The organism is Pseudoalteromonas sp. Scap03, assembly GCF_013393115.1.
In the GTDB taxonomy this organism is placed as follows: domain Bacteria; phylum Pseudomonadota; class Gammaproteobacteria; order Enterobacterales; family Alteromonadaceae; genus Pseudoalteromonas.
Window position 1 is genome coordinate 606059 of the sequence record NZ_VDEU01000001.1, and the last position, 24125, is coordinate 630183.

24 protein-coding genes are annotated in these 24125 nt (G+C 40.2%); 5 read left to right on the forward strand and 19 right to left on the reverse strand.

The features are described 5' to 3' along the window. Positions 1–56 precede the first annotated feature (56 nt). Positions 57–734, forward strand: coding sequence for a ComF family protein (locus FHG08_RS02750; protein ID WP_010392416.1), 678 nt, complete (start codon positions 57–59; stop codon positions 732–734). 6 nt (positions 735–740) lie between these two features. On the opposite strand, the gene FHG08_RS02755 is transcribed toward FHG08_RS02750, so the two are convergent. Next, positions 741–3290: a M14 metallopeptidase family protein gene (locus FHG08_RS02755; protein ID WP_178956734.1), complete on the reverse strand. Its 2550-nt coding sequence runs from the start codon at positions 3288–3290 to the stop codon at positions 741–743. A 146-nt stretch (positions 3291–3436) separates the two neighbouring features. Between FHG08_RS02755 and nfuA the strand changes: the two genes are divergently transcribed. Both nfuA and FHG08_RS02765 read left to right on the forward strand, forming a co-directional pair. Then, positions 3437–4012, forward strand: a complete 576-nt coding sequence (nfuA, locus tag FHG08_RS02760) for a Fe-S biogenesis protein NfuA (protein ID WP_008465569.1) — start codon at positions 3437–3439, stop codon at positions 4010–4012. A 13-nt stretch (positions 4013–4025) separates the two neighbouring features. Next, positions 4026–4295, forward strand: coding sequence for a hypothetical protein (locus tag FHG08_RS02765; RefSeq protein WP_138608336.1), 270 nt, complete (start codon positions 4026–4028; stop codon positions 4293–4295). Between the two features lie 18 nt (positions 4296–4313). Here the strand turns inward: FHG08_RS02765 and FHG08_RS02770 are convergent, their stop codons facing one another. Beyond that, positions 4314–5648, reverse strand: coding sequence for an MATE family efflux transporter (locus FHG08_RS02770; RefSeq protein WP_256729581.1), 1335 nt, complete (start codon positions 5646–5648; stop codon positions 4314–4316). Between FHG08_RS02770 and FHG08_RS02775 the strand changes: the two genes are divergently transcribed. After that, positions 5628–6653 (forward strand): polysaccharide deacetylase family protein, encoded by a 1026-nt coding sequence (locus tag FHG08_RS02775; protein WP_178956735.1) that lies wholly within the window; start codon positions 5628–5630, stop codon positions 6651–6653. The genes FHG08_RS02770 and FHG08_RS02775 overlap by 21 nt on opposite strands. Positions 6654–6656: 3 nt before the next feature. Here the strand turns inward: FHG08_RS02775 and FHG08_RS02780 are convergent, their stop codons facing one another. From FHG08_RS02780 to FHG08_RS02840, 13 genes are all read right to left on the reverse strand, one after another. Further along, the gene (locus FHG08_RS02780; RefSeq protein ID WP_306171945.1) at positions 6657–7688 is read right to left on the reverse strand and encodes a chemotaxis response regulator protein-glutamate methylesterase; all 1032 of its coding nucleotides are present in this window, start codon (positions 7686–7688) and stop codon (positions 6657–6659) included. Positions 7689–7696: 8 nt separating this feature from the next. Beyond that, positions 7697–8314, reverse strand: coding sequence for a chemoreceptor glutamine deamidase CheD (gene cheD / locus FHG08_RS02785; protein WP_138608343.1), 618 nt, complete (start codon positions 8312–8314; stop codon positions 7697–7699). Next, positions 8298–9128, reverse strand: a complete 831-nt coding sequence (locus FHG08_RS02790; RefSeq protein ID WP_131691797.1) for a protein-glutamate O-methyltransferase CheR — start codon at positions 9126–9128, stop codon at positions 8298–8300. The genes cheD and FHG08_RS02790 overlap by 17 nt, the downstream gene beginning before the upstream one ends. Positions 9129–9197: 69 nt before the next feature. Beyond that, positions 9198–11897, reverse strand: coding sequence for a methyl-accepting chemotaxis protein (locus FHG08_RS02795; protein WP_178956737.1), 2700 nt, complete (start codon positions 11895–11897; stop codon positions 9198–9200). A gap of 48 nt (positions 11898–11945) precedes the next feature. After that, on the reverse strand, positions 11946–12431 hold the full coding sequence (locus FHG08_RS02800) for a chemotaxis protein CheW (RefSeq protein WP_138608347.1): 486 nt from the start codon (positions 12429–12431) through the stop codon (positions 11946–11948). Further along, positions 12413–14503, reverse strand: a complete 2091-nt coding sequence (locus FHG08_RS02805; RefSeq protein WP_178956738.1) for a chemotaxis protein CheA — start codon at positions 14501–14503, stop codon at positions 12413–12415. Before FHG08_RS02805 ends, FHG08_RS02800 begins: the two co-directional genes overlap by 19 nt. Positions 14504–14517: 14 nt before the next feature. After that, complete coding sequence (locus tag FHG08_RS02810) at positions 14518–14880, reverse strand: response regulator (protein ID WP_008115349.1); 363 nt, start codon at positions 14878–14880, stop codon at positions 14518–14520. Positions 14881–14888: 8 nt separating this feature from the next. Then, complete coding sequence (locus FHG08_RS02815) at positions 14889–15161, reverse strand: lipid asymmetry maintenance protein MlaB (protein WP_138608351.1); 273 nt, start codon at positions 15159–15161, stop codon at positions 14889–14891. Between the two features lie 162 nt (positions 15162–15323). Then, a complete protein-coding gene (locus FHG08_RS02820) occupies positions 15324–15941 on the reverse strand; it encodes an SCO family protein (protein ID WP_178956739.1) in 618 nt (205 codons plus the stop codon). After that, positions 15938–16867 carry a heme o synthase gene (gene cyoE, locus FHG08_RS02825; RefSeq protein ID WP_178956740.1) on the reverse strand — a complete coding sequence of 310 codons (930 nt, stop codon included), beginning with the start codon at positions 16865–16867 and terminating at the stop codon, positions 15938–15940. The genes FHG08_RS02820 and cyoE overlap by 4 nt, the downstream gene beginning before the upstream one ends. Before the next feature lie 12 nt (positions 16868–16879). After that, on the reverse strand, positions 16880–17869 hold the full coding sequence (locus FHG08_RS02830) for a heme A synthase (protein ID WP_131691802.1): 990 nt from the start codon (positions 17867–17869) through the stop codon (positions 16880–16882). A 12-nt stretch (positions 17870–17881) separates the two neighbouring features. Next, positions 17882–18376 carry a transmembrane cytochrome oxidase associated protein gene (locus tag FHG08_RS02835; RefSeq protein WP_178956741.1) on the reverse strand — a complete coding sequence of 165 codons (495 nt, stop codon included), beginning with the start codon at positions 18374–18376 and terminating at the stop codon, positions 17882–17884. Beyond that, on the reverse strand, positions 18366–19106 hold the full coding sequence (locus FHG08_RS02840) for an SURF1 family protein (protein WP_178956742.1): 741 nt from the start codon (positions 19104–19106) through the stop codon (positions 18366–18368). The genes FHG08_RS02835 and FHG08_RS02840 overlap by 11 nt, the downstream gene beginning before the upstream one ends. A 12-nt stretch (positions 19107–19118) precedes the next feature. Between FHG08_RS02840 and FHG08_RS19145 the strand changes: the two genes are divergently transcribed. Continuing rightward, positions 19119–19430: a DUF2909 domain-containing protein gene (locus FHG08_RS19145; RefSeq protein WP_024602178.1), complete on the forward strand. Its 312-nt coding sequence runs from the start codon at positions 19119–19121 to the stop codon at positions 19428–19430. On the opposite strand, the gene FHG08_RS02850 is transcribed toward FHG08_RS19145, so the two are convergent. The 4 genes from FHG08_RS02850 to coxB are packed head-to-tail and all read right to left on the reverse strand — an operon-like array spanning position 19330 to position 23505. After that, positions 19330–20205, reverse strand: coding sequence for a cytochrome c oxidase subunit 3 (locus tag FHG08_RS02850; RefSeq protein WP_008465600.1), 876 nt, complete (start codon positions 20203–20205; stop codon positions 19330–19332). The two genes, FHG08_RS19145 and FHG08_RS02850, sit on opposite strands and share 101 nt — an antisense overlap. A gap of 35 nt (positions 20206–20240) precedes the next feature. Further along, entirely contained in the window at positions 20241–20771 is a 531-nt protein-coding gene (locus FHG08_RS02855; RefSeq protein ID WP_010392384.1) for a cytochrome c oxidase assembly protein, read from the reverse strand. Continuing rightward, positions 20771–22363: a cytochrome c oxidase subunit I gene (gene ctaD / locus FHG08_RS02860; protein WP_178956743.1), complete on the reverse strand. Its 1593-nt coding sequence runs from the start codon at positions 22361–22363 to the stop codon at positions 20771–20773. Before ctaD ends, FHG08_RS02855 begins: the two co-directional genes overlap by 1 nt. Then, entirely contained in the window at positions 22363–23505 is a 1143-nt protein-coding gene (coxB, locus tag FHG08_RS02865) for a cytochrome c oxidase subunit II (protein WP_054202822.1), read from the reverse strand. Before coxB ends, ctaD begins: the two co-directional genes overlap by 1 nt. Positions 23506–24125 lie beyond the last annotated feature (620 nt).

A 24125-nucleotide genomic window follows, 5' to 3' on the forward strand; every position in this document is an offset into this window, starting at 1 on the left:
AACTTGAGTTCTATGATAGCGCTTTAAAAGGAGTTTGTAATGAGGATCATCAGCGAATGAAACTCAGCCTAAGTGATTGGCTATTCCCCTCTTACTGTGTGTTATGTCAAAGTCAGATTCATAGCTCAATGGGACTGTGTCAATTTTGTTTAGATGACTTGCCATTGCTAGATTTGGCCGAGCATGACAATTTATTTTACCGCCCTGATATTGTAGAAATGTTTCCTAACTGCAACTTTGAAAAGCTGTTTGCCTGTGCTTTTTACCAGCCCCCTTTTGATTTATGGTTAAAGCAGCTTAAATTTAATAATCAAATCCATTATAAAAAAGCACTACAGCAAGTCATAAAAAAACAACTTAGGGTTTTTATGACTAAACACCCTGCCGCTGTTGATGCATTTATAATTTTACCTTTACATAAAGCGCGCTTTTTAACGCGTGGGTTTAATCAAGTCACCCAAGTATGGCAGCCCTGTTTAGGGTCAAATAAAGTATTAAATAATGCGTTGCTTCGCCATAAACACACCTCGGCACAATCACAATTAAGCAAAGCTAAAAGAGTTAAAAATTTACAGCAGGCTTTTTCATGCAAAATTAATTTAGAGGGAAAAACGGTAGTAATTATCGATGATATTATGACTACAGGAGCAACTCTTAATGCGGCTACATTATCGTTAAAAGAAGCGGGCGCTAAACACGTATGGGCATTTACCACGTGCTTAACGCCACTTTAGGGCGTGTTAGTTTCCACTCACGCGAAAGGTGTGGCCGAAAAATAAAGCATTACTTAACAATCGGCTGGTGCCATACCAGTACCCTCTAAATACAGGGTTGTCAGTCATCGCAATAACACTACCTCGCCCATAAGAATGCGCCATTAACGCAGCTCCACCGGCCACTTGCTCTACATTTACTGCATCGGTAAAACCAGCAAGGAGCGGCTGCTGTGTGTAGGTAAGTATATTTACAAACGGTGCTTGCGAGGCTTCCAATAGCCAGGTGCTATTTTTAAATACAGGTAGTGTGTCACGCTTAAATGAAAATGTCAGAGGGTGAGTTGTATCTACCTTGGTATTAAATATCGCACCGGCAATACGCTGGCGACCCGCTAAGTGGTCTTTGTCTGCATATTTTAAACCTTGAGTATCGAATGCCCCAGCCACATCTTTACGCGATAAGTAGCTTGCTTTTAATAGCTGCTGATCGGCTAAAAACTTCGCCCCGCCTTTATGTCCCCAAATAACACCACCTTTCCTTACCCAGCTTTTTATAGCAACTTTATCGGAATCAGATAAAGTAGAATAATTACCATGTGGCAACACAATATGGCTGTAATTACTGAGCTCTAAAGACGCTAAACGCTCCATTTCAACAATGGTTGGCGCTACACCCACAAAACGGTCTAGGTAGTACCACACTTCTCCCGCTTCATATTGGCTCACGCCTTTACCACCAACCAATAACACCTTAGGTGCAGAAACCACAGCCATAGAGCGAGACCCTAAATCAGCACCTTTACTAGTTAAACCGGTAGTAATTGGTTTAACTTCAATCCCAAACTGGCTTTGTGCTTGGTTTAACTTTGTCACCCAGTTGGTGTCAGTTTGAAGTCCTGCTGGAATAATAATACTACCTGCGTCAAAGTTTACTTCTGCATTGGTTGATACTGCTGTTAATGGTTTTAATGCAACACGAGCTTTAATGCCTTGCTGTAACAGACTATTGAGCATTTTTGGGGCTTGCATGTCATTCCATGCAAATCCATAGGCGTAATTGTTAGTCAGTGACGCTAACTCTGGCTGCTTTGGTTTTTGCCAAGCTGTTTTTTCTACCTCTAATCCCCAGCGGCTGTTTACTTTAGCAAATGGTAAATTAAACGCATGCGCTAATGTCCAACCCGACACATCGTAAAAGGTGTTATCGGCAAAGTTTTGTTGCTCACTAAAAATAGCTTTAACTAATCGATATTGTGGTTGCGCAAGCGGTACAAAATAACTATTAGCGGTAAAGTTTTTACCTTCAGCTTTTAGCCCTTCTTTAACGGGATAAGCATTAATTTGATGTTGTTTAAGTATGCTTAAAAAGTCGTTAGTACGGGTATGATCTTCATCTGCTTGAACAATATAGCCTTGATAGTCTTCATCTTTGGCAAGCTCAACTGCTTTGTTATAAAAGTTAGCTTGATACTCAAGCAAAGCTTGGCGGTTATCAATCGCCGCTTTAAACGTTGATAAGCTCGTTAAAAGTTGGTTTTTAATTGTAAACGCAAACGTTAGCGGACCATTGATCGTTTCTTGAATATGGCCACGAGAACTTGCTTGTTCAAATAAAATACCCACACCCCCGTTTACATCGGGGTAGGTAGAGCCTTTACCATAATAAAAGTCATCAAAGCTTTCTTCTGTAAAGTATAGCGCGTTGTTTTCATCTAATGTTTTAGCATGATAATTTGCAATCGCTTTGGTAAGGCTCACATTTTCTTCAGGCGTAATTGGGTGTTTACGACTTGGGATACCCGGTTGAAAAAAGTAGCTACTATTTGGCCCCATTTCATGAAAGTCAGTTAAAATATTAGGTTTCCAATAATGAAACTTAGCAATCCGAGCCCGCGACTCTGGGTGCTGTAACAACAACCAATCACGGTTTAAATCAAACCAATAATGGTTTGTACGGCTGCTTGGCCAGCTCTCTACATGCTCTCGGGTTTGCGGATCTGACGATAAGTTCATACCGCGATTACTATTAGCCCAATTTGCAAAACGTGCTAGTCCATCTGGGTTAAGCGACGGGTCGAGTAAAATAACCGTATTGTTAAGTAGCTCATTTATTTCATCGCCTTGCGCTGCAGCTAAATAATAAGCGACTAGTAACGCTGCATTACTACCTGATGATTCGTTACCATGAACACTGTAACCCATCCACACGACACTGGGCTGCTCTGCTGTTTTATTGTTTGAATTATTTAGGCGAGCTAAATGTGCTTGGCGAGTTTTTTCTATATTTTTTAATTTGTTAGCCGCTGTAATCGTAAGCATAACTAACGGGCGCTGTTCGTGAGTTCGGCCTATTACTTCAAAATTAATTCGATCGCTTTTTTGAGCTAAAATTTCCATGTAGCGAACAAGTTGGTCATGCCTTACATGCCACTCACCCACTTGATAACCCAGTACCTCTTGTGGTGTTGGTATGGTGGAATCAAATTCAACCTGTTGCTCAAAATAATAAGATAGGGGCTTTGCCATACTTGAAAAACTGGCCAGCACCACCACTACTGTTAATATGAAGCGCATATAAATCACTCTAAAAATGTTTGTTAAATGCACGCTACCATTGCTTAAAATAGATGCCAACTTTTTACGCTCAACACTAGCCGCAACACGATGAGCGGAGTATGATATGCAGTATCCGAGTAATTTAGTCAAGTATAGACGGTATTATGATTTCTATTTCCGAAACAGCGCAAGCGCATTTTGCTAAGCTATTAGCAGATCAATCTCAACAAACGAATATTCGTGTGTTTGTTGTTAACCCTGGTACATCACAAGCTGAATGTGGTGTTTCTTATTGTCCAGAAGACGCGGTAGAAGAGAGCGATATTCGCCTAAATTTTAACGGCTTTGATGCAGTTGTTGATGCTGAAAGCGCGCCTTTCTTAGCCGAAGCTGAAATTGATTTTGTTACCGACAAAATGGGCACGCAGCTAACCCTTAAAGCACCTAATGCTAAAGCACGTAAACTAGGTGAAGATGCCAGCTTGAATGAGCGTGTGCAACACATGCTAGAAACTGAAGTAAACCCACAACTTGCCAACCATGGCGGCCAAGTTAGCTTGGTAGAGATCACTGCAGCTGGTGTTGCTGTACTTCAGTTTGGTGGTGGTTGTAATGGGTGTTCTATGATCGATGTCACACTAAAAGAAGGCATTGAAAAAGAAATGATTGCTAAATTTGATGAGATCACAGGTGTGTCTGACATTACCGATCATGAAGCAGGCGAGCATTCTTACTACTAAGCATTAATCTATTATGCTAAAGCCACTTATTTACCGCTTAGGGAGTGACCCTAAGTTGAGTTTAAAGCGCTTTTTTCGCGGGCTAGCACTGTTTGTGCTAGCCGTGATATTTATCGCTGTGGGCTATTACAGCCATTACAGTTTACAAGTTCTTGGCTTGGTTATTTTAGCCCCCGCTTTATTTTTTGCTTTTTGGGGCTATGCGGGTATTTTTGCTAACCGCTTTTCTCAAGTATTAAAAAATATCCCTTCCAAAAATAACGACCCCGATCTGTGGAAGTAACGGTTTATATCAACTCGCTTATTTAAGTAATTGATTGTTAGCTTTTAGTTTTTGATATTTAACGATAAGCGTAACGCCTCGCATAAGCATAAAACAACTCATAGCTAACCATAACCCATTATTTTGCCAATCCTGAAATAGCCAAAACACCCCAAAAAAACCTACAATCGCTGAAAGCAACATACTGTTTCGCATCGCTTTAGCGCGGGTCAGACCAACAAAAATACCATCGAACAAAAAACAGCTCATAGCTAAAATAGGCAATACTATTACCCAAGGTAAGTAGTGAATGGCCTCGTCAATAACCTCTGGTACATTAGTTAATAGCTTAATAATACTACTGCCAAATACTATAAAAAACACACTATATAAAATGCCAAATAACATGCCCCAAAATACACTGATTTTTACCCATAGCCTTATCTTCTCGACACTTTGTTGACCTTTAGCTTGACCTACTTTGGCCTCACTTGCATAGGCAATTCCATCAAGTGCAAAGCTAACTAACATTAAAAAGTTGAGTAGAACGGCATTAGCAGCCAATGTGGTTTCACCTAAGCGGGCTGCATAAAAGGTCATAAAGCTAAAACATAATTGCAGTACTAAAGAGCGAATAAAAATATCGCGGTTTAAGCTCAGAAGTCCTGCCATTTTTTCCACACTAAACCAATTTGCTACAGCCAAACTCATACCATGCTTTTTAGCAAGTTGAGCCACTAGCAATAAAGTAAATACAAGCGCGATATAGTCAGCAATAAGTGATGCCCACGCAGCCCCAACAACCGCCCAATCAAGGTACACTACAAAATAAATATCGAGCACAATATTAGTAATGTTAGTGACTAAAAGTAAATAAAATGGCCCTCGTCCATAATGCACGCCCAACATCCAGCCTAGTAAAACTAAATTACATAGCGCTGCAGGGGCGCTAAAAATACGAATACTAAAATAGCGATAGGCTTCATTGAGCACATCACTATTGGCAGCAGATAAATAGGCAATAGCGTGTTTTATAAGGGGGGATAATAAAATCAGAATTAAAGCTACGCTACTGGCTAATAACAAACTGCGTTTAAGTAAGGCTGCCAGCTGAGTTAAATCATTTTGACCATAAGCCTGCGCCACCAGCCCAGTGGTACTCATTCTTAAAAATCCAGCGAGCCAAAATAAAATAGAGATCACAGTTGAACCCAAAGCAATACCGGCTAAATAATGCGCGCTCCCCAAATGACCAATCACAGCCGTATCAACAATTCCTAACAACGGGACGGTAATATTTGATAATATCATCGGACCGGCTAACAACAACAAGCTTTTATGGTGTGCTTTATTATGTATAAGAAATTGTTTCATTTAGTATTATTATTCCTGATTTGTGGTTCTTTGCGCGCGCAAGCAGCTGTTATTCTACAGTATCATCACGTCAGTGAAACCCTTCCCGCTGTCACCAGCGTGAGTGCCAATACTTTTACTAAACACTTAAATTATTTAAAAGAGCATAACTTTAACGTTATTCCATTAAATGAGCTGATTAGTGCATTACAACAAGGTAAGGCTTTAGAGAACAAAACAATCGCGATTACCTTTGATGATGGTTACAACAATAATTACGACCAAGCTGCCCCTATCCTAGAGAAGTTTGGCTATCCGTACACTATTTTTATAAACCCAAAACTCATTGATGAACAGGCGGGTTACGTTATGGGGTGGGATAAGCTCAGGGAGCTTGCTAAAAAAGGGGCGCTTATTGCAAATCATAGTGCCGAGCATAACTACCTACATAAAAAGCGCAAGAATGAATCGCCTAGCCAATGGCGCGAACGCACTAAAAAAGACATTCTTAGTTCTCAACAGCGCATCAAAGATGAAATAGGTCACGATTACAAATACCTTGCCTATCCATACGGAGAGTTTAACAATCAACTGCAAGCACTCGTCACTGAATTAGGTTTTATTGGTATTGGCCAACACTCAGGAGCCGTTAATCAACACTCTGACTTTAGCCGCTTACCGCGCTTCCCTGCCTCTGGTTTTTATAGCAAACTAGAGACGTTAATTACCAAGATAAATTCGACTGCCTTTACTATTAATAAGCTAACCTATGAAGATAGTGTAACTTCACAAAATCCACCATCACTCACTATAAAACTTAAGACAGACGACTTTCATAAGAGTCAATTTGCCTGTTATGTATCAAGCGTTGGTCAAGCTAATTTAGATTGGTTAGACGATAATACAGTTGAGGTAACATCGCCAAAACAACTTAATAAAGGCCGCTCACGCTTTAATTGTACTGCTCCGTCAATAAAACAAGCTGGCAGTTATTATTGGTTTTCGCAGCCTTGGGTGATCAACTAAGTTTTACTTTTTTATAACTTGATTTAATAACCGCTGGGTCATTTTCTCCAGCGGTACGACTTCATTTGCTGCCCCCATATCAATAGCAGCTTTGGGCATACCCCATACCACAGACGAATACTCATCTTGCGCAAGTGTGTATGCACCTTGTTGCTTTAATGCGAGCAATCCTTTTGCACCATCACTTCCCATACCGGTTAATAGTGTGGCAACAATATGTTTTGCACCAATTTCCAGTAATGAGTCAAATAAAACATCCACCGCGGGTTTATGTCTATTAACAGCTTCTCCATCATCAAGCTGACAATACAAAGCACTACCTTGTTTATTAATTCGTAAATGAAGCCCACCCGGGGCTATATAAGCGCAACCTGCTAGCAATTTATCACCTTGCTGGGCTTCTTTTACGTTAATAGTACAAGTACGCTGCATCCGCTCTGCAAATGAGGTGCTGAATACGGGAGGAATATGCTGAGTAATTACAATTGGAGGGCAATTTTTGGGCATACGTATAAGCACTTCTTTTATCGCCTCGGTTCCCCCTGTTGACGCACCAATCGCTATCACTTTATTTACTAAAAATTCGGCATTAGTGGGGATAGGCTCTGCTACAGTACTATTTTTTTTGTGGCCTCGAACTCGCGCACTGGCCGCTACTCTTACTTTTTGCTGAACAATATCAGCATATTGGCTCATTTGTTGTTTAACATTAACTACTGGCTTTGCAATAAAATCAACCGCCCCCAGTTCAAGCGCTTCAAGGGTGATAGGTGAGCCTTTTTGAGTAAGAGTGGAAATCATTACTACGGGCATAGGCCTTAAGCGCATTAAGTTTTTTAAAAAGCTAATGCCGTCCATTTTTGGCATTTCAACATCCAGTGTTAGTACATCCGGATTATGCTTTTTGATCATCTCTCTGGCTTCGTATGGGTCTTGTGCACAGCCCACTACCACAATGTCTTTTGCCTGTTGCAGTATCTCTGTCAGTAATTGCCTGATCAGTGCCGAGTCATCAATTATTAATACTCTAATCATAGCCATCCTTAAAACAGTTCTATATCCGTGGCTTTAGTTTGCTGTTCAAGATTATGTAAGTAACGCACTTCACGTTTTTCAATAGTGTTATTATGTAAATTTCTTAGCTTTTTAACCTGTACTTTTCCATTATGAGGATTAAAAAATATTTTGCGCGGCCAAGGTCCGCCCATATCATGCGCCACTAAGTTTAGCGCTTCTTCTGCTATATATGCATTGGCAAAACTGATATTGCCAATACCAATATCTGTCATTGCGCTAATTATTTTGCCTCCCCCAAACAGTTTTACTTTTAAGTTTGCCCGAGAAGCGCCATTTTTAAGCACTTCATTAATTAAATATTCCATAGCCCAGTTACCATAACGACAATTTAAACTATGCGCTTGGTCAATTCGTTCACCTTTTTGAATAGGTAGCATAAAGTGATTGATCCCGCCTATGCCTAGCTTATCGTCGTAAACACAGGCAGCAATGCACGATCCGAGCACGGTAGTGATCAGCTCATCGTTTTTAGAAACATAAAATTCACCTGGCAATACCTTAGCGACCACTTGATCTCGCGTGGCATCCCAATAACGTTTAATATGCTCAAATCCCGCTAATACTGGCTTAAATTGTGTTTGCATGGGCTACTTTTTGATACATGGTTTTCCCTAAGTTTTTAAATAAGACATGCTCTTTTCCCATGGTTTCTGAATGCCCTAAAAATAAATAACCTTGGTTATTTAAAATATCGGCATAACGGTTAAAAAGCTGATCCTTTGTCTCTTTATCAAAGTAAATCACTACATTTCTGCACAAGATCAAATCAAATGGACCCTTCATAGGCCAATCTTGGAGTAAGTTTAAACGCTTAAATGAAATACATTGCTGTAGCTTGGGTTTCACTTTATAACTTTGACCGTCTTTGCTAGTTAAAAACCAGCGCTTGAGCAGTGCATCATCCAATCCATTCACATTTGCCGCAGTATAAATACCGCTCTGAGCTTTAGCTAATACATTAGAATCAAGATCAGTTGCTAAAATTTTCACATCCCAATCACTTGGAAAAGCCCCTTGTAACGTCATAGCTAAACTGTAGGGCTCTTCACCGGTAGAGCAGCCAGCAGACCAAATGCGAACGCGCTTAGTCTGTTTATTTGTTTTTAACAGCGTTGGTATAAACTGCTCTTTTATAAACTCAAAGTGATGAATTTCACGAAAAAAAGAGGTTAGATTGGTAGTAATGGCATTAATAAATGCATCAAACTCCTGATCCTTATGATTTTTTAAGTAATCTAGGTAACTAGAAAAGTTTGTTAATTTACGCTCACGAATTCGCCTTGCTAATCGTGAGTAAACCATTTCACGCTTATGCTCCCCAAGCACAATACCACAAGCGTTATACACTAAATGAGCCACTTCCTTAAAATCGCTATCCGTTAATAAAAACTCTTTCATTATGCACTCTCAAATAAATATAAAGATAGATTCAAACTAACCTCATTGTTTGAACCATCTAAAATAGGGTTAAAACTCCTCCCACTCTTCAGCTGAGTCTACAAAGTTTTCACCTTTGCTTTTGTTATTAACAAAGCTATTTTCTTGCTTATGCGTTATTTCAGGGGTGCGAATGGTGGGCGATACCACCGCCATATCTTGCTGCCCTAGTGAAAAGAAGTGCAGTAAACGGCGCATTTCATTAGCCTGCTCTGCCATAGATTCACCTGCAGCCGATGCCTCTTCAACCAATGCCGCATTTTGCTGAGTCATTTCATCCATTTGCGATACAGCTTTATTTACTTGCTCAATCCCTGCACTTTGCTCTTCAGAAGCCTGAGTTATATCAGCTATCATTTGTGTCACACGTTTCACCGACACCACAATCTCCTGTAACGTCACACCTGATTCATTTACAAGAGCGCTACCATCAGCAACTTTGCCAACACTATCTCTAATTAACTCTTTAATTTCTTTAGCTGCACCAGCTGAGCGCTGAGCTAAGTTACGCACTTCACCCGCAACAACCGCAAAACCTCGGCCTTGCTCACCTGCTCTTGCAGCTTCTACAGCAGCATTGAGAGCTAGTAGGTTTGTTTGGAATGCTATTTCGTCTATTACACCTATGATGTCAGCAATTTTTTTACTCGATTCATTAATTGCAGACATACTGGTTACGGCCTTATTCACAACCTCGCCACCTTGAACTGCTTTATCACAGGTTTCTTCAGCTAAGTCATTAGCCACCTTGGCATTATCAGCATTTTGACGAACCGTACTGGTCATCTCTTCCATACTAGAAGCCGTCTCCTCTAATGATGATGCTTGCTCCTCTGTGCGCTGACTTAGATCAGCATTACCTTGTGAAATCTCTTCTGCTCCACTGGCCACCAAAGTGGCTGATGTGTTAATTCGATTAATAACCTCAGTTAGCTTATCTGCTGTCGCATTTGCATCTGTTTTCAGTTTTTCAAACGAGCCGTGATACTGTTTTTCGATCCGTTTAGATAAATCACCAGTAGCCATGGCATCAAGCATATTGCCAGTATCAGTTACCGCTTCGTCAACCACTTTAACTAAACTATTAAGACCTTGAGCTAAACGTAGGAAAAAGCCATCCTTTCCTTGCTCAACCACACGGCTATTTAACTCTCCTTTACTTGCGGCACTGACCAGCTGAGCAACCTCTTTTTCTATGGCTACTTCTGCTGTTCTGTCTTCCCATTCAACTACAGTTCCAATTCGCTCATCGTCTGGCGTAATAATTGGGTTAGCAACTAAGCCAAAGGTTCTGCCTCCCACTTTAATTTCAGTGTTGTAGGTATCCGTTAACTTAGCCAACATATTTTGCTGATGGGCTGGATTTTTATGAAAAATATCAATATTTTGATTCAGTAGATTTTTGCTATCAAAGTTAGGTAAATCAATGCGTATATCATTTTGAGCATTGCTCATCATATTTTTCACCGCGTCATTCATATAAACAATCACATTCGATGCATCTGCAATCATAGTGTTTGTTGCTACAGTGTCTAACGCTCGGCGAACACGTAAGTTCTCCTGTGCTCTGGCACGCTCTGCATCGGCCTTAAATACTTCATCAGTAATATCTTGCCACTCAACAATTGTTCCCAAGCGCTCTCCTTCTTCGTTAAACCATGGCGAAGCAATTAAATCAAAAATAAGACCAGCTAATTTAAGTGTCGCTTTATGGGGCGCATCTAATTTTTTTAATAGCTCGCGCTGATGCGCTGGATGTTGATGAAAATCATCAACACATGTGCCGATTAAGTCACTTACAGCAAAGTTAGGTAATACCGATTGCAAATCTCTTTCGCGTGCTTTTAGCATTTGCTTAACTTGTTCGTTGACAAAAATAATGTTTAAGTCATTATCAGCAATCATCACATTCGCTTGGCATACTTTTAGGGCGCTGGCTAAGTCGGCAGTTTTTTTAGAGGTTTTTTCTAGTTCTTTTTGTTCGCTAATGTCCGTTGCGTATTTTATGATTTTTATTAATTTTCCGTCCATATCATAAATGGGATTGTAAGAAGCATTAATCCAAATTTCACGGCCTTGTTTATCAAATCGTAAATACTCACCTCGGTCGTATTCACCTCTACCCAGTTTGGCCCAAAAAGTTTGATAATCCGCACTATTTGCATACTCAGGTGCAACAAATAAACGATGGTGCTTACCCTGTATTTCATCAAGTTGGTAGCCAAACGTGGCTAAAAAGTTCTTGTTGGCATTAATCACTGTGCCATCTAAGTCAAACTCGATTACCGCTTGCGACTTATTTATTGCTGCAACTTGTCCGGCCGCTTCGGCTGCCTTTAATTTTTGCAAAGTGATCTCAGTAGCAAACTTAATCACTTTAATTACTTGCCCCTGAGAGTCTATAACAGGGTTATACGTGGCTTGTATCCATACTTCTTTACCATTTTTTCCAAACCGCTTAAATTCATCTGAAATAAATTCACCCGCGCTCAATCGCTGCCAAAACTGATGGTACTCATCGCTTTCCGCTTCGCTAGGACTAACAAATAAAGAGTGGTGCTGACCTTGAACCTCAGCAAGTGAGTAATCCATTACACGAAGAAAATTAACATTGGCAGTAATTATTCTTCCATTAGGCTCAAATTCAATTATTGCTAATGATTTATGCAATGCATTTATGATCAAATCATTGCTTGATTTAGACTGTTTTGAATTACTAAACCATCCCATGCTTATCACCACCTTTAAGTTATTTACTTTATTTAGTTACTATTACCGCTAAATATCCATGGTTGCTGGCAAATCAATTAGGGCGACCATTTTTTCGCCTACATTGACTAACCCTGCTACATATTCACTCTCATTAGTTTGGGTTAAACTCGGCACAGCTTTAGCATCTTGCTCTGCAATGCTATAAACATCAGCCACTGCATCTACCGTAATACCCATTACTTTACTTTCTTGCTCAAACTCTACTTTTACAATAATCACTACTGTTAATGGCCCATAGGCGATAGTGGGTAAGCCAAACCTTAAGCGTAAATCAATAATGGGCACTATAGTGCCGCGTAAATTAATAACGCCTTTTACATAATCTGGGGCATTTGGCAGTGCGGTTATGTCTTCCCAGCTGCGGATTTCTTGCACCGTTAATATATCTACTCCGTATTCTTCTTCAGCCATAATAAAGGTAAGAAACTGCTTAATCCCCTCTTTGCGCTGCAGCTCAATATTGCTATTTAATGCTATTGATTCAGAGAACATGTATCCTCCAGAGTCGCTGATGGCTCAATACTCAATGCTTGGCTGCCAGGCTTTTTTAACCCTGAAAGCTTAATCAAACCGCTAATATCTAAAATTAACGAAACGCGACCATCACCTAAAATAGTTGCCCCAGAAACTCCGTCCACTTTGTGGTAATTAGCCTCTAAGCTTTTTATAACCACCTGTTGTTGTGAAAGTAAATCATCAACGAGCACTCCTACTTTTTGATTGTCGTTTTCCACCACAACCAATAAGGTCTTATCTAATGATTCAATCGCATCTTGATGGTTAAAAATCTCGTATAAACGCAGAATAGGAATGTATTCATCACGTAATCTGAGGACATCTAGGTCTTTTCCAACACGGCTTACTTTTGCAATATCAATTTGCAGCGATTCTACAATCGAGATCAGTGGAATAATGTAAGTATGCTTGGCTACTTTAACCAATTGCCCATCTAAAATAGCCAAAGTAAGCGGCAGCCGAATAGTAAAGGTAGAACCAATTCCAGCAGCGGATGTCACTTCTACCGAGCCATTTAATGATTGGATATTGCGTTTCACCACGTCCATACCCACACCCCGGCCAGATAAGTCACTTACTTCATCAGCAGTAGAAAACCCTGGCATGAATATAAGTTCGTTAATTTCATCATCTGTTAACTCGCTATCGCTAGCAATAAGTTCGTTGGCAATCGCTTTTTCTTTAATCTTTTGGGTGTTAAGGCCTTGGCCATCGTCCATAATTTCAATGACGATATTTCCTCCCTGATGAAAAGCATTTAATGTAACCTTACCCACAGGATCTTTACCTGCTGCAATACGCTTTTCAACAGTTTCAATACCATGATCCAGTGAGTTTCTTACTAAATGCACCATAGGATCAGATATTTTTTCCATCACAGTTTTATCTAACTCGGTTTGCTCTCCGATCAGCTTTAGCTCCACCTCTTTATTGAGCTTTTGAGCAATATCACGCACCAAACGTGGAAAGCGACTAAACACAAAATTAATTGGCAGCATACGAATACGCATCACGTTTTCTTGTAAGTCTCGAGTATTATGCGCTAGTTGTGCTAATCCCTCTTGAAGCGAGGTTACTGCAGTAGCTGTCATTTCCTGTTCGCTAAGCTGATTTAACATTGCTTGGGTAATAACCAACTCGCCCACCATATTAATTAATGAGTCAACCTTATCGATACCAACTCGAATAGAGGTTGATTCTGGTGCAGCTTTTGCGCTGGGCGCATTGGCAACTGCCTTTGCTTTATTTGCTTTGGGTTGCTCAGCAATTTGGGGAGCTTCCTCCACAACAGCCGATTCGTTAATTACTTCTTCTGATCCGGCTTTAGCATCATTAAATAAGCCACCGCATAGCTCAATTTTAATATCTGCATCATCTTCAACCCATTCAAAAATCTCTTTAATGGCTTGCTCATCTCGCTCAGTGTTTAAGAAAAACCGCCAATATAAAAAGCACTCATCGCTGGATAATTCTTTAATATCAGGTATGGCATCGGTGAATACCTGTACTTCTAACTCACCAAGCTCGGCTAATTCGCTGATCATAAACAAAGGTTCATTACCGGTTTTAAATAGATGAAAATGTGGCTTAAAATCAATCTGGTAAGTATTAACTATAACCTGTTCATGATGTGTTTCTTCACCTTGTTCTTCACCAGCTGGCATACCTAGTAATTTCTCGAACTGCTCTCGTAAAGTATCTGCTTGGGCTAAATCTGGTTCTTCCTGTACCTTTAGCGAACTTAGCAAAGCCCTTAAGCAATCCACTGATTTAAGTAATAAATTAATGTGCTCGCTAGTTATATTGCGCTCACCTTCACGAATTTGATCCAATAATGTTTCTAATACATGGGTAAAATTTGCAATTGAGTTAAATCCAAAAGTAGCACTGCCCCCTTTTATTGAATGAGCAGCTCTAAATATAGTATTAATGGTTTCTAAGTCTTCTTCGCCTGGCACTAAGTTGAGTAATTCAGTCTCCATGATATCGAGGCCTTCAAAACTCTCTTCAAAGAACACTTCAAAAAACTGGCTTAAATCAATACTCACAGTGCACTCCTAAGTTAACGGATTACTTTTTTTAGCACGGCTAATAGCTGATCTGGATTAAAAGGTTTTACAATCCATCCTGTTGCCCCTGCAGCTTTACCTTCTACTTTTTTATCCATCCCCGACTCTGTAGTTAACATAAGCAGCGGTGTAAACTTGTAATCTGGTAGCCCTCTTAGCTCTCTAATAAGCGTGATCCCATCCATAATTGGCATGTTTACATCAGAAATAACTGCATCAAAACCTTGTTGCTTGGCAATGGCTAATGCCTCGCTGCCATCTTTGGCTTCGGTAACATCAAACCCTGCTGTTTTTAACGTAAAGCTCACCATTTGGCGCATTGATGCAGAATCATCGACAGCTAAAATTCTTTTCATATAAACCTCTAGTTAGTACTTTCTGAAGCTAAATATTCACTTAAACCGAGTTGTTCAATGACATTTTTTAATGCGTCACTGCTGCCAACCCAGGCAATTTTTTGATTAATAGTAAGAAGGTGTTTTTGTAGGGCACAAAGAAGTTGAACCGAGGCGGTATCAGCAGACATAACATCGCTAATATCCAGACAAATATCTCGGCTGTTATTAAGTTCGCTTAATAAATCTTGATGTAAAACGTCAACTTGAACAATTGAAAGTTCATTTGGTAGTTTAAGCATTTTTAAGCTTTTCCTTATCAACTCGATCCATACCAAAAGCTTAGACCGAGATAATGAAAACGCCATAAAAACGACTAAAAAATAACTAATTAATTAAAATTAGCTGTTAAAAAACGTAAAAAGGGGCACAAAGCCCCTCTAAAATCGTTAAGTCATTAAAAGCTAGTTTTTGTAAAAATCTGCAATTTCAATAAATTCTGCCGTTAATTTTGTAGTATTAACCAAAGGCACATCTCCTTGTTTAAATTCAGGCTTAAAAATAGCTCTTAGTGCGCCACTGCCATCAACAAGTGCAACCGATGCACTATGATCCACCGCGTAGTCAGATTCATCACTATCACTAATTGCATAAATTAATCCCAACTCACGTACAAATGGAAATAGGTCTTTATGCTCCCCAGATACAGCTAAAAAGTCAGGGTTAAAATAATCTATGTACTCTTTACGCCTTTGAGCAATATCTCGTTTAGGATCAACAGATATAAACCACACCTGCAGGGGATAATTAGCTTGTAAGTTTTTATAGACATTGTTGAGCTTAGCAAGCGTCATTGGACAAATATCAGGGCAGCTTGTGTAGCCTAGAAAAACTAAGTTCCATTGACCCAAAAACTGCTGTTTGGTTACTAACTCCCCCTGTTGATCATTCAACGAAAAATCAGATAACGGTTTTGCTGTTTCGTACACTAATGCATCAAGATCCTGTAAACTTTTTTTATCACCACATGCCGATAAAAAAAGCACCGAAAAAACAATTAACCCACACCATAACTGCTTCATATAACTAGCCATTTATCTATAAATAAGATAACAAAGAGTATCATTAAATGAACAATCGAAAAACGAAATAAATCCATTGCGGTGTCTTCTTTAGCGGCAAATTTTAAGTTAATTGCTTTGTATATAAATACCACATTGAGGATACATGCCCCGCTTAAATAAATAAGCCCCGACATACCTATCAAATAAGGGAGTACGCACACAATGGCTAATAGCACTGAGTATGCGAGCACACAGGTTTTACAAAATTCGATTCCATGGGTCACAGGTAACATAGGGATTTTAGCGCGTTCGTAATCACTTTTACGCGCGATTGCTAACGCCCAAAAATGCGGAGGAGTCCATGTGAATATAATCATAACCAACAACCAAGGAGCGGCTGCCATTTGATTGGTTTCAGACACCCAACCAAGTAAAGGTGGCATGGCGCCAGCCAAACCACCAATCACTATATTTTGTGGCGTGGCGCGTTTTAAAAACGACGTATAAATAAATGCGTAACCAACAAGTGCAAATAAGGTAAGTATGGCAGTGAGTGTATTTGCCCACAACATCAACATAATAAACCCTGCCACGCCAATAACAGCAGCAAAACTCAATGCGTGTAATTTACTTAAGCGCCCTTTGGCGACTGGGCGGTGGCGTGTACGTGCCATTTTACTATCAATTTCACTATCAACCACATGATTGATAACGGCAGCTGCCGCAGAGAGTAAACCAATCCCTAATAAACTTATGAACTGAACCCCAACACCTCTGCCAACGTCAGGGGCGAGGGCTAAGCCCACCCATGCCGTTAACACCAGCATAGCCACTACTTTAAATTTACTGATTGCCAAATAATCTTGGATTAAATGATAACTTTTAGTCAATAACGATGGGCTATAAACGGGCTGCATTGCTTTTTTGTTAATTGTAAGTGCCATAACGATTCCCCTTTAAGTACGTACTTTTAGGTAATAACATAACCTAACCATAGTTAATAACAGTATGGCAGCCATTAAATTATGCGCCAGCGCAACACTAATTGGGAAGTGAAAGTACACAACTGCTAACCCCAACGCTATCTGGCAAAATAACGCTACCAATACACTCACTGTGCAGCTTTTAATTTTTTGTGAATAGGCATGGCTATATATACGCCACATAACAAGTGCCAACACAATACAAGTGACCAGTGCCCACATACGATGCAGTAAATGAATAGACATACGCGCTTGTTGTGACAACACGCCAAACTCATAATTACTGTGCTCTAACGGTAGCTGAAAAACACTACTGAGCGAAAATGGCTGAGCATAACTACATAGCGGCAAACCATTACAATGTGGCGCGGCATAATTAGCCGCTAACCAGCCACCTAAGGCGATTTGTAAAATAAGTACCGTGAGCGCCACCAAGCTTAGTTTAAAGTGAGGTTTTGCACCTGCGTCCCCACCCGTAATAGGCTGACTGGTCAGCCTTAAGTACAACAACGTTAATAACGCCAAAATGCTAAACCCTCCGAGTAAATGCCCCATCACAATTAACGGCTGCAGGTTCATAGTCACCGTCCACATACCTAGCGCGGCCTGAAAAATAACAAGCAAAAGCAGTAGCATCGGTAATTTTACAGGCGTAGTTGGATACTGGCGTTTTACAAAAGCCAAAATAAACAACACTAAAATTAATACTCCGAGCGTGCCAGCAAAATAGCGATGAATCATTTCTTTCCATGCTTTTGCTGTTTCAAATATCATATCGGGGTAGCTTTGAATCGCATGCGCAATCTCAGCTTCATGTTTTGGTACGGTTAAAAAGCCATAACAACCAGGCCAATCGGGGCAACCAAGCCCTGCGTCACTTAAGCGTGTATATGCGCCTAGAGCTACCACAATTAGTGCGAATAAACTCGTTGCTAATACCAAATTTTTATAATTTTTATACATAGCAGCCTCTACTTAGCTTGATCGAGAGTAATTAAGTAATTTTTTTAGATCTTTCAATAACCCCTTTTGTATCAAACGGTTTTCTTGTGGTTGAGGGTTAAATGGATATTCCAACACAATCAGTCCCATATGGTCGATTAAATACAAACTCGCGGGTTTTAACTGCTGTTGTTCAGCAATCATATGCCAATGCGGCTTCGCAGCTTTGGGTCTCCCCATTATCGCCATATCTACTTTGTGTTGATTTTTGCCAAGGGCAACATATAAATTATCTAAAGCGGCGAGCTGCTCTGAGCAAGACTCTTCGCATTGTGCTGAATAATTTAAAGCAATAGTCCATTGTTTTGGATTATGCTGCTGCCAATTGTCTAGCTTAATTTCACGCTCTAAAAATTCACCGTGGTTAGTAATTGCTGTAGGTAGCCAATCAAGTTTTAACGCGCTGTAAGCCAGCACTAAAGGGATAGCGCAGCATACAACAAAGAGCAACAGGGGTTTATTTTTCATTATCTATCCTCTTCTTGCTTGCAAAAATAGCAACTACCACACAGGCAATCGCAATTAAAAACCACTGCACTGAGTAGGCATAGTGTTTTTCTGGACTCATCACAACAGCTTCATAATGGGGAGCAGCAATCTCATCTTCACCGCCTTGGCGATAGGCCATAAAATCCACTAAAGTTCGCTGAGATTGGCTACTGAGTGATTGCAGATCAATGATTTGAATTCGTTTAGCTAAATCTGACTGAGTATTGCTATTAGCTAAGGTAAAGCCACTTAAATTATCTTCTTTAATTTGTGCCGTTAACGTAAATTTACCACTAGGTATTGTCACGTTTGGTAGGATTTCTCTTGAGCGGCCAGCTTTTACCCAACCTAAATTAACTAATAAAAAGCGCGACTCATCAGGTAATTTTAATAATGTCAGTAAGTCGTAACCAACCTGACCATTATAAATTTGGTTATCGAGCAGCCAATAATTATTGGTATCAAAATAACCACTCAACGAAACTAATACCCCGGTTTTATTCCACTCTTTTGGCAGTTGTTGCAACTGTGCCCAGCTCATAACTCCTTGCTGTTGAATATTTTCAATGGCATTAAGCTGTTGTTGCTTTTGATCTGCGCGCTGTAATTGCCAAAACCCTAAACGCATACAAACTAATACCACAATAACAACCAGGCAAACTGTGATTATTGAGCTAAGCTTTTGTTTGTTAAATACAACTAACTGCATAGGGTAAATCCAGTGATTATTAAAATTATTATTGTTCTACTGTTATTATTTATATTGTTTAATTTATTTCGTGCTTTATTTATTATGGTGTCGGGAAAAACCAATGGACGCCCCATGTCTCACTTTTTAGGGCGTCGGGTGTTATTTTCTGTTGTGGTATTAGTGATGGTAATTGCCGCACTAAAGCTCGGTTTAATTACGGCAAATCAATCACCTTTGCCCACTACAGTACATATACAAAAACAAACAAACATAGCCAAACAACATCAACAAAATGCCAGTACCACGCCGCAGCTTGAAACGCGAAGTGCTTATTTTTTGTAAAGTGGCCTTTTAAAATCCGTAGGAAAACGATTAATAAAATAATGGTACCTAAGGTGACATGCATACCGTGAAAACCGGTTAGCAAAAAGAAGGTATTACCGTAAATTCCCGCATCAAGGGTTAAATTAAGGTCATTATAAGCATAAATATATTCTTCTACTTGGAGCCCTAAAAAGCATACTCCCAGCAAAATAGTTACGCCTAAAAACACCTTAAGTGGAGTACGTTTGTTATTTTCCATCGCTACATGAGCAAAATGCAGAGTTACCGACGACGCTAATAAAATAAGGGTATTTATCAGTGGTAACCCTTGCCAGCCCATTGCTTGCGTCGTGGTGCCCCCAGGGGTATTTAACAATGGCCACACAGCCTCAAAAGTAGGCCATAACACTTCGTTAGTCATGGCGTTATTATCGGCGCCTCCAAGCCAAGGTACAGAGAACATGCGAGCATAAAAAAGGGCGCCAAAAAAGGCCATAAAAAACATGACTTCTGAAAAAATAAACCAGCTCATACCTTGCCTGAATGAGCGATCCATTTGGGCAGAATATAAACCTTGATGCGACTCTTCAATCACATTTTTAAACCAGCTAAACAGCATATAAAGCAATACGGCAATACCCACATACAGTATGTAAATACCACTGCCTCCCTCTTTACCCATATCCATAACTGTTAAGGCTGCCCCTACCGCAATAAAAAATAGCGCCACTGCGCCAACTATTGGCCATGGGCTTTGATCAGGTACATAATAATGTTCATATTTTTGATTCATTTCATTTGCTCCTAGTTTTTCACTAGTTTTATAAGCTAGTTATTACTGGCTACTAACTTCTCGCTAATATCAAATACGGTATAAGACAGAGTTAACTCCTCCACATCACTGGGTAACTCAGTATCAACATAAAAAAGTAATTTAAACTCTAACTCCTCGCCAGCCTTCAAAGGTTGCTGGTCAAAGCAAAAACACGCTATTTTGTGTAAATATTTAGCTGCTTTGCCCGGTGCTACCGAGGGGATAGCCTGCATCACTTTGTCTTCATTACTGTTGTTTTTAGCGCTAAACATAACCTCACGCATGGCCCCTGGTTTTACATCTACACTGTATTCTTTAGATTTAACCTCAAAAGGCGCACCACTTTGGGCATGGGTGGTAAAACTAACGCTGACTTCTCTATTCTCAGTAACCAAGGTACTTTGCTGTGCTTGTTCTAGCGAGGGCTTACCATTAAGCCCGGTTATATCGCAAAACACGTCATATATAGGTACCATGGCAAATGCAAAAGCAAACATTGCAATGCAAATAACCACCAGCTTTTTTAATAACGGCAAGTGAGTCATTATTTAATGTCCGGCGGCGTTGAGAACGTATGATATGGCGCTGGTGAATCAACGTCCCATTCAAGCCCTTCTGCCCCATCCCAAACTTTTGCAGGCACTTTATCGCCCCCTTTTGCACATTTATACACAACAACAACGAACAGTAATTGCGATAAACCAAAGGCAAACCCACCTATACTAATAATGGCGTTAAAGTCAGCAAACTGCAGTGCATAATCTGGAATTCGACGTGGCATACCAGCTAACCCCACAAAATGCATTGGGAAAAACAGCACATTTACACTTACCAAGGACAACCAAAAATGCCATTTTGCCAAAGTAATATTGAACATATTTCCGGTCCATTTTGGCAACCAATAATAAGCCCCCGCCATAATAGAAAATACCGCGCCCGTCACCAGCACATAATGGAAGTGTGCAACTACAAAGTAGGTGTCGTGGTATTGAAAATCAGCAGGTGTGATCGCCAACATCAATCCCGAAAAACCACCTAAAGTAAACAGCACAATAAATGCGATACTAAACAGCATCGGCACTTCAAAGCTAATAGAGCCACGCCACATAGTTGCTACCCAGTTAAATACTTTTACGCCGGTAGGTACCGATATCAACATAGTCGCGTACATAAAAAACAACTCACCCGCCACGGGCATACCTGTGGTAAACATATGATGCGCCCACACAATAAAGCTCAACAAGGCAATCGAAGAAGTGGCGTACACCATAGAGGCATAACCAAATAGTTTTTTACGTGAAAAAGTAGGAACAATCGTAGAGATAATGCCAAAGGCAGGCAAAATCATAATATAAACTTCAGGATGACCAAAAAACCAAAATATATGCTGGAACATTACCGGATCGCCACCACCAGCGGCGTCAAAGAAGCTGGTCGCAAAGTATTTATCGGTGAGTACCATAGTAACTGCACCAGCAAGTACCGGCATTACTGCAATAAGTAAAAAAGCCGTGATCAGCCATGTCCACACAAATAACGGCAGTTTCATCCATGTCATACCCGGAGCACGCATATTCACTATGGTGACCACCACATTAATGGCACCCATAATCGAACTGATACCCATTATATGTACCGCAAATACAAACATTGCTGTGTTGTCGTTACTATAAGTGGTGGAAAGCGGAGCGTAAAAGGTCCACCCAAATGCAGGACCGCCACCAGGCATAAACAGTGACGCTAACAAAATCAAAAACGCAAATGGTAAAATCCAGAAGCTCCAGTTGTTCATTCTCGGTAATGCCATATCTGGCGCACCAATCATTAACGGAATCATCCAGTTTGCCAATCCAGTAAATGCAGGCATTACTGCACCAAACACCATGATTAAACCGTGCACTGTGGTCATTTGATTAAAAAAGTGAGGATCAACCAATTGTAAACCCGGCTGAAATAACTCAGCCCGAATAACCATGGCCATTGCTCCACCAATCAAAAACATGGTGAGAGAAAAAATTAAATATAAGCTTCCGATATCTTTATGGTTGGTTGTAAATAACCAGCGCTTAAAGCCTGTTGAAGGTTGATGGCCATGATGAGCCTCATTGGAATTAGGTTGTTCTGCAATGCTACTCATTATTTAGCCTCCCCATCAGCATCCAGTGCCGCTTGTATTTCGCTTGGTTGAATTACCTCTCCGGTGTCATTACCCCATGCGTTACGCTTATAAGTAATAACGGCTGCTATCTGCTTAATAGATAATTGCTTTGCGAAAGACTGCATCGCTGTACCTGGTTTACCATGAAGTAAGATATCGATATGACCTTTGATATCACCTATAACTATTGGGCTGCCTTTAAGTGCTGGAAAAACACCCGGCAAACCTAAACCTGTAGGTTGATGACACGCTGCACAGCTCGCCATATAAACTTGCTCACCAAGAGCCATCAGCTCCTCTTTTGGTACCACTTGATCTAATAACGCAGCGTCTGCTTCAGCCGCTTTTTGTTTAGCTTGTTTAGCTTCTGCCAACCACGTTTTGAAGTCTTCTTCTGTTTTTGCTTCTACCACAACAGGCATGAAGCCATGATCTTTACCACACAGCTCTGCACACTGCCCGCGGTAAGTACCTACTTCATTAATATTGGTCCATGTTTCGTTAATAAACCCAGGGTTTGCATCTTTTTTAACTGCAAAATCAGGTACCCACCATGAGTGAATTACATCATCTGAAGTCATTAAAAAACGAACTTTTTGGTTAATCGGTAGCACTAGTGGCTTATCTACTTCGAGTAAATAATTCGGGTTTTTATCGGCAAGATTCGTTATTTCATTTTGAGGAGTCGCTAACATTGAATAAAACTCAACGTCCTCCCCCATATACTCGTAATGCCACTTCCACTGTGATCCAGTAATTTTTATGGTGATATCAGCTTTGCTGGCATCCTCCATCGCAATTAACGTTTTAGTCGCAGGAATGGCCATAACAATTAAGATGACAAAAGGAATGGCAGTCCAGAGTATTTCTACTTTGGTACTTTCATGAAACTGGGCAGGGACAGCCCCTTTAGACTTGCGATGATGGATGAGTGCCCAAAACATAATGGCAAACACGATCACCCCAATCACACAACATATTAAAAATATGGTCATGTGCAGTTGGTATACATTATTACTTATATCAGTTACGCCTTTACGCATATTATATTGGCTATTAGCAAGCACATTTTGCGAAAAAACTAACAATATAAGCCACAAGGAAGAACTCAGCTTACCCATGTGACGGCTCCTTTGATGCTATTGCTGACGCAAAGCGAAGAGGCATACGGCTTAAACGCCCATTCGTTATTTTTATTTTTTATAAGGGTGCTGGAGTTACTAAATGTGTGTGCTCAAAACGACTAGGCTGTGAGTTATTTTTATTCCAGCTCTTTAATAACTAGTTAAAAAATAAACAATAAGCAAGGTGAGTATGAAAAATAAACAAGAGGTTACTTAAAAAAGTGCAGCAAAGAAAATAGCAATTAATGAGGTAATTAATCCCAAAGTCAGGGTTAGTAAGGGGTAGCTTGAATAACAGCGGAAAAAATATAAAATTTTATGATTTAAAAATAACTAGGGTCTGTTGACCTTTGCGGATTAAAATTTGTTCAAACTAGGGGCGGTTTAATCGCGGCGCGAGGTTTGTAACCTAGTGGGCTAAGTCAAAACCGAGCAACAAAGAGTAAATCGCCCCTAGGCAGAATCCTTCGGGCAGCGCCTGTTTGGCATTGATGCTGCGTTATCGCCTATTTATGGGGAATAACCACACCACATAGGCTCTGTCTTGCCTAAATACCAAACAGACTGCTGCAAATTCAACCTTGAAAGGTCAACAGACCCTAAAATAAATTTGTTTG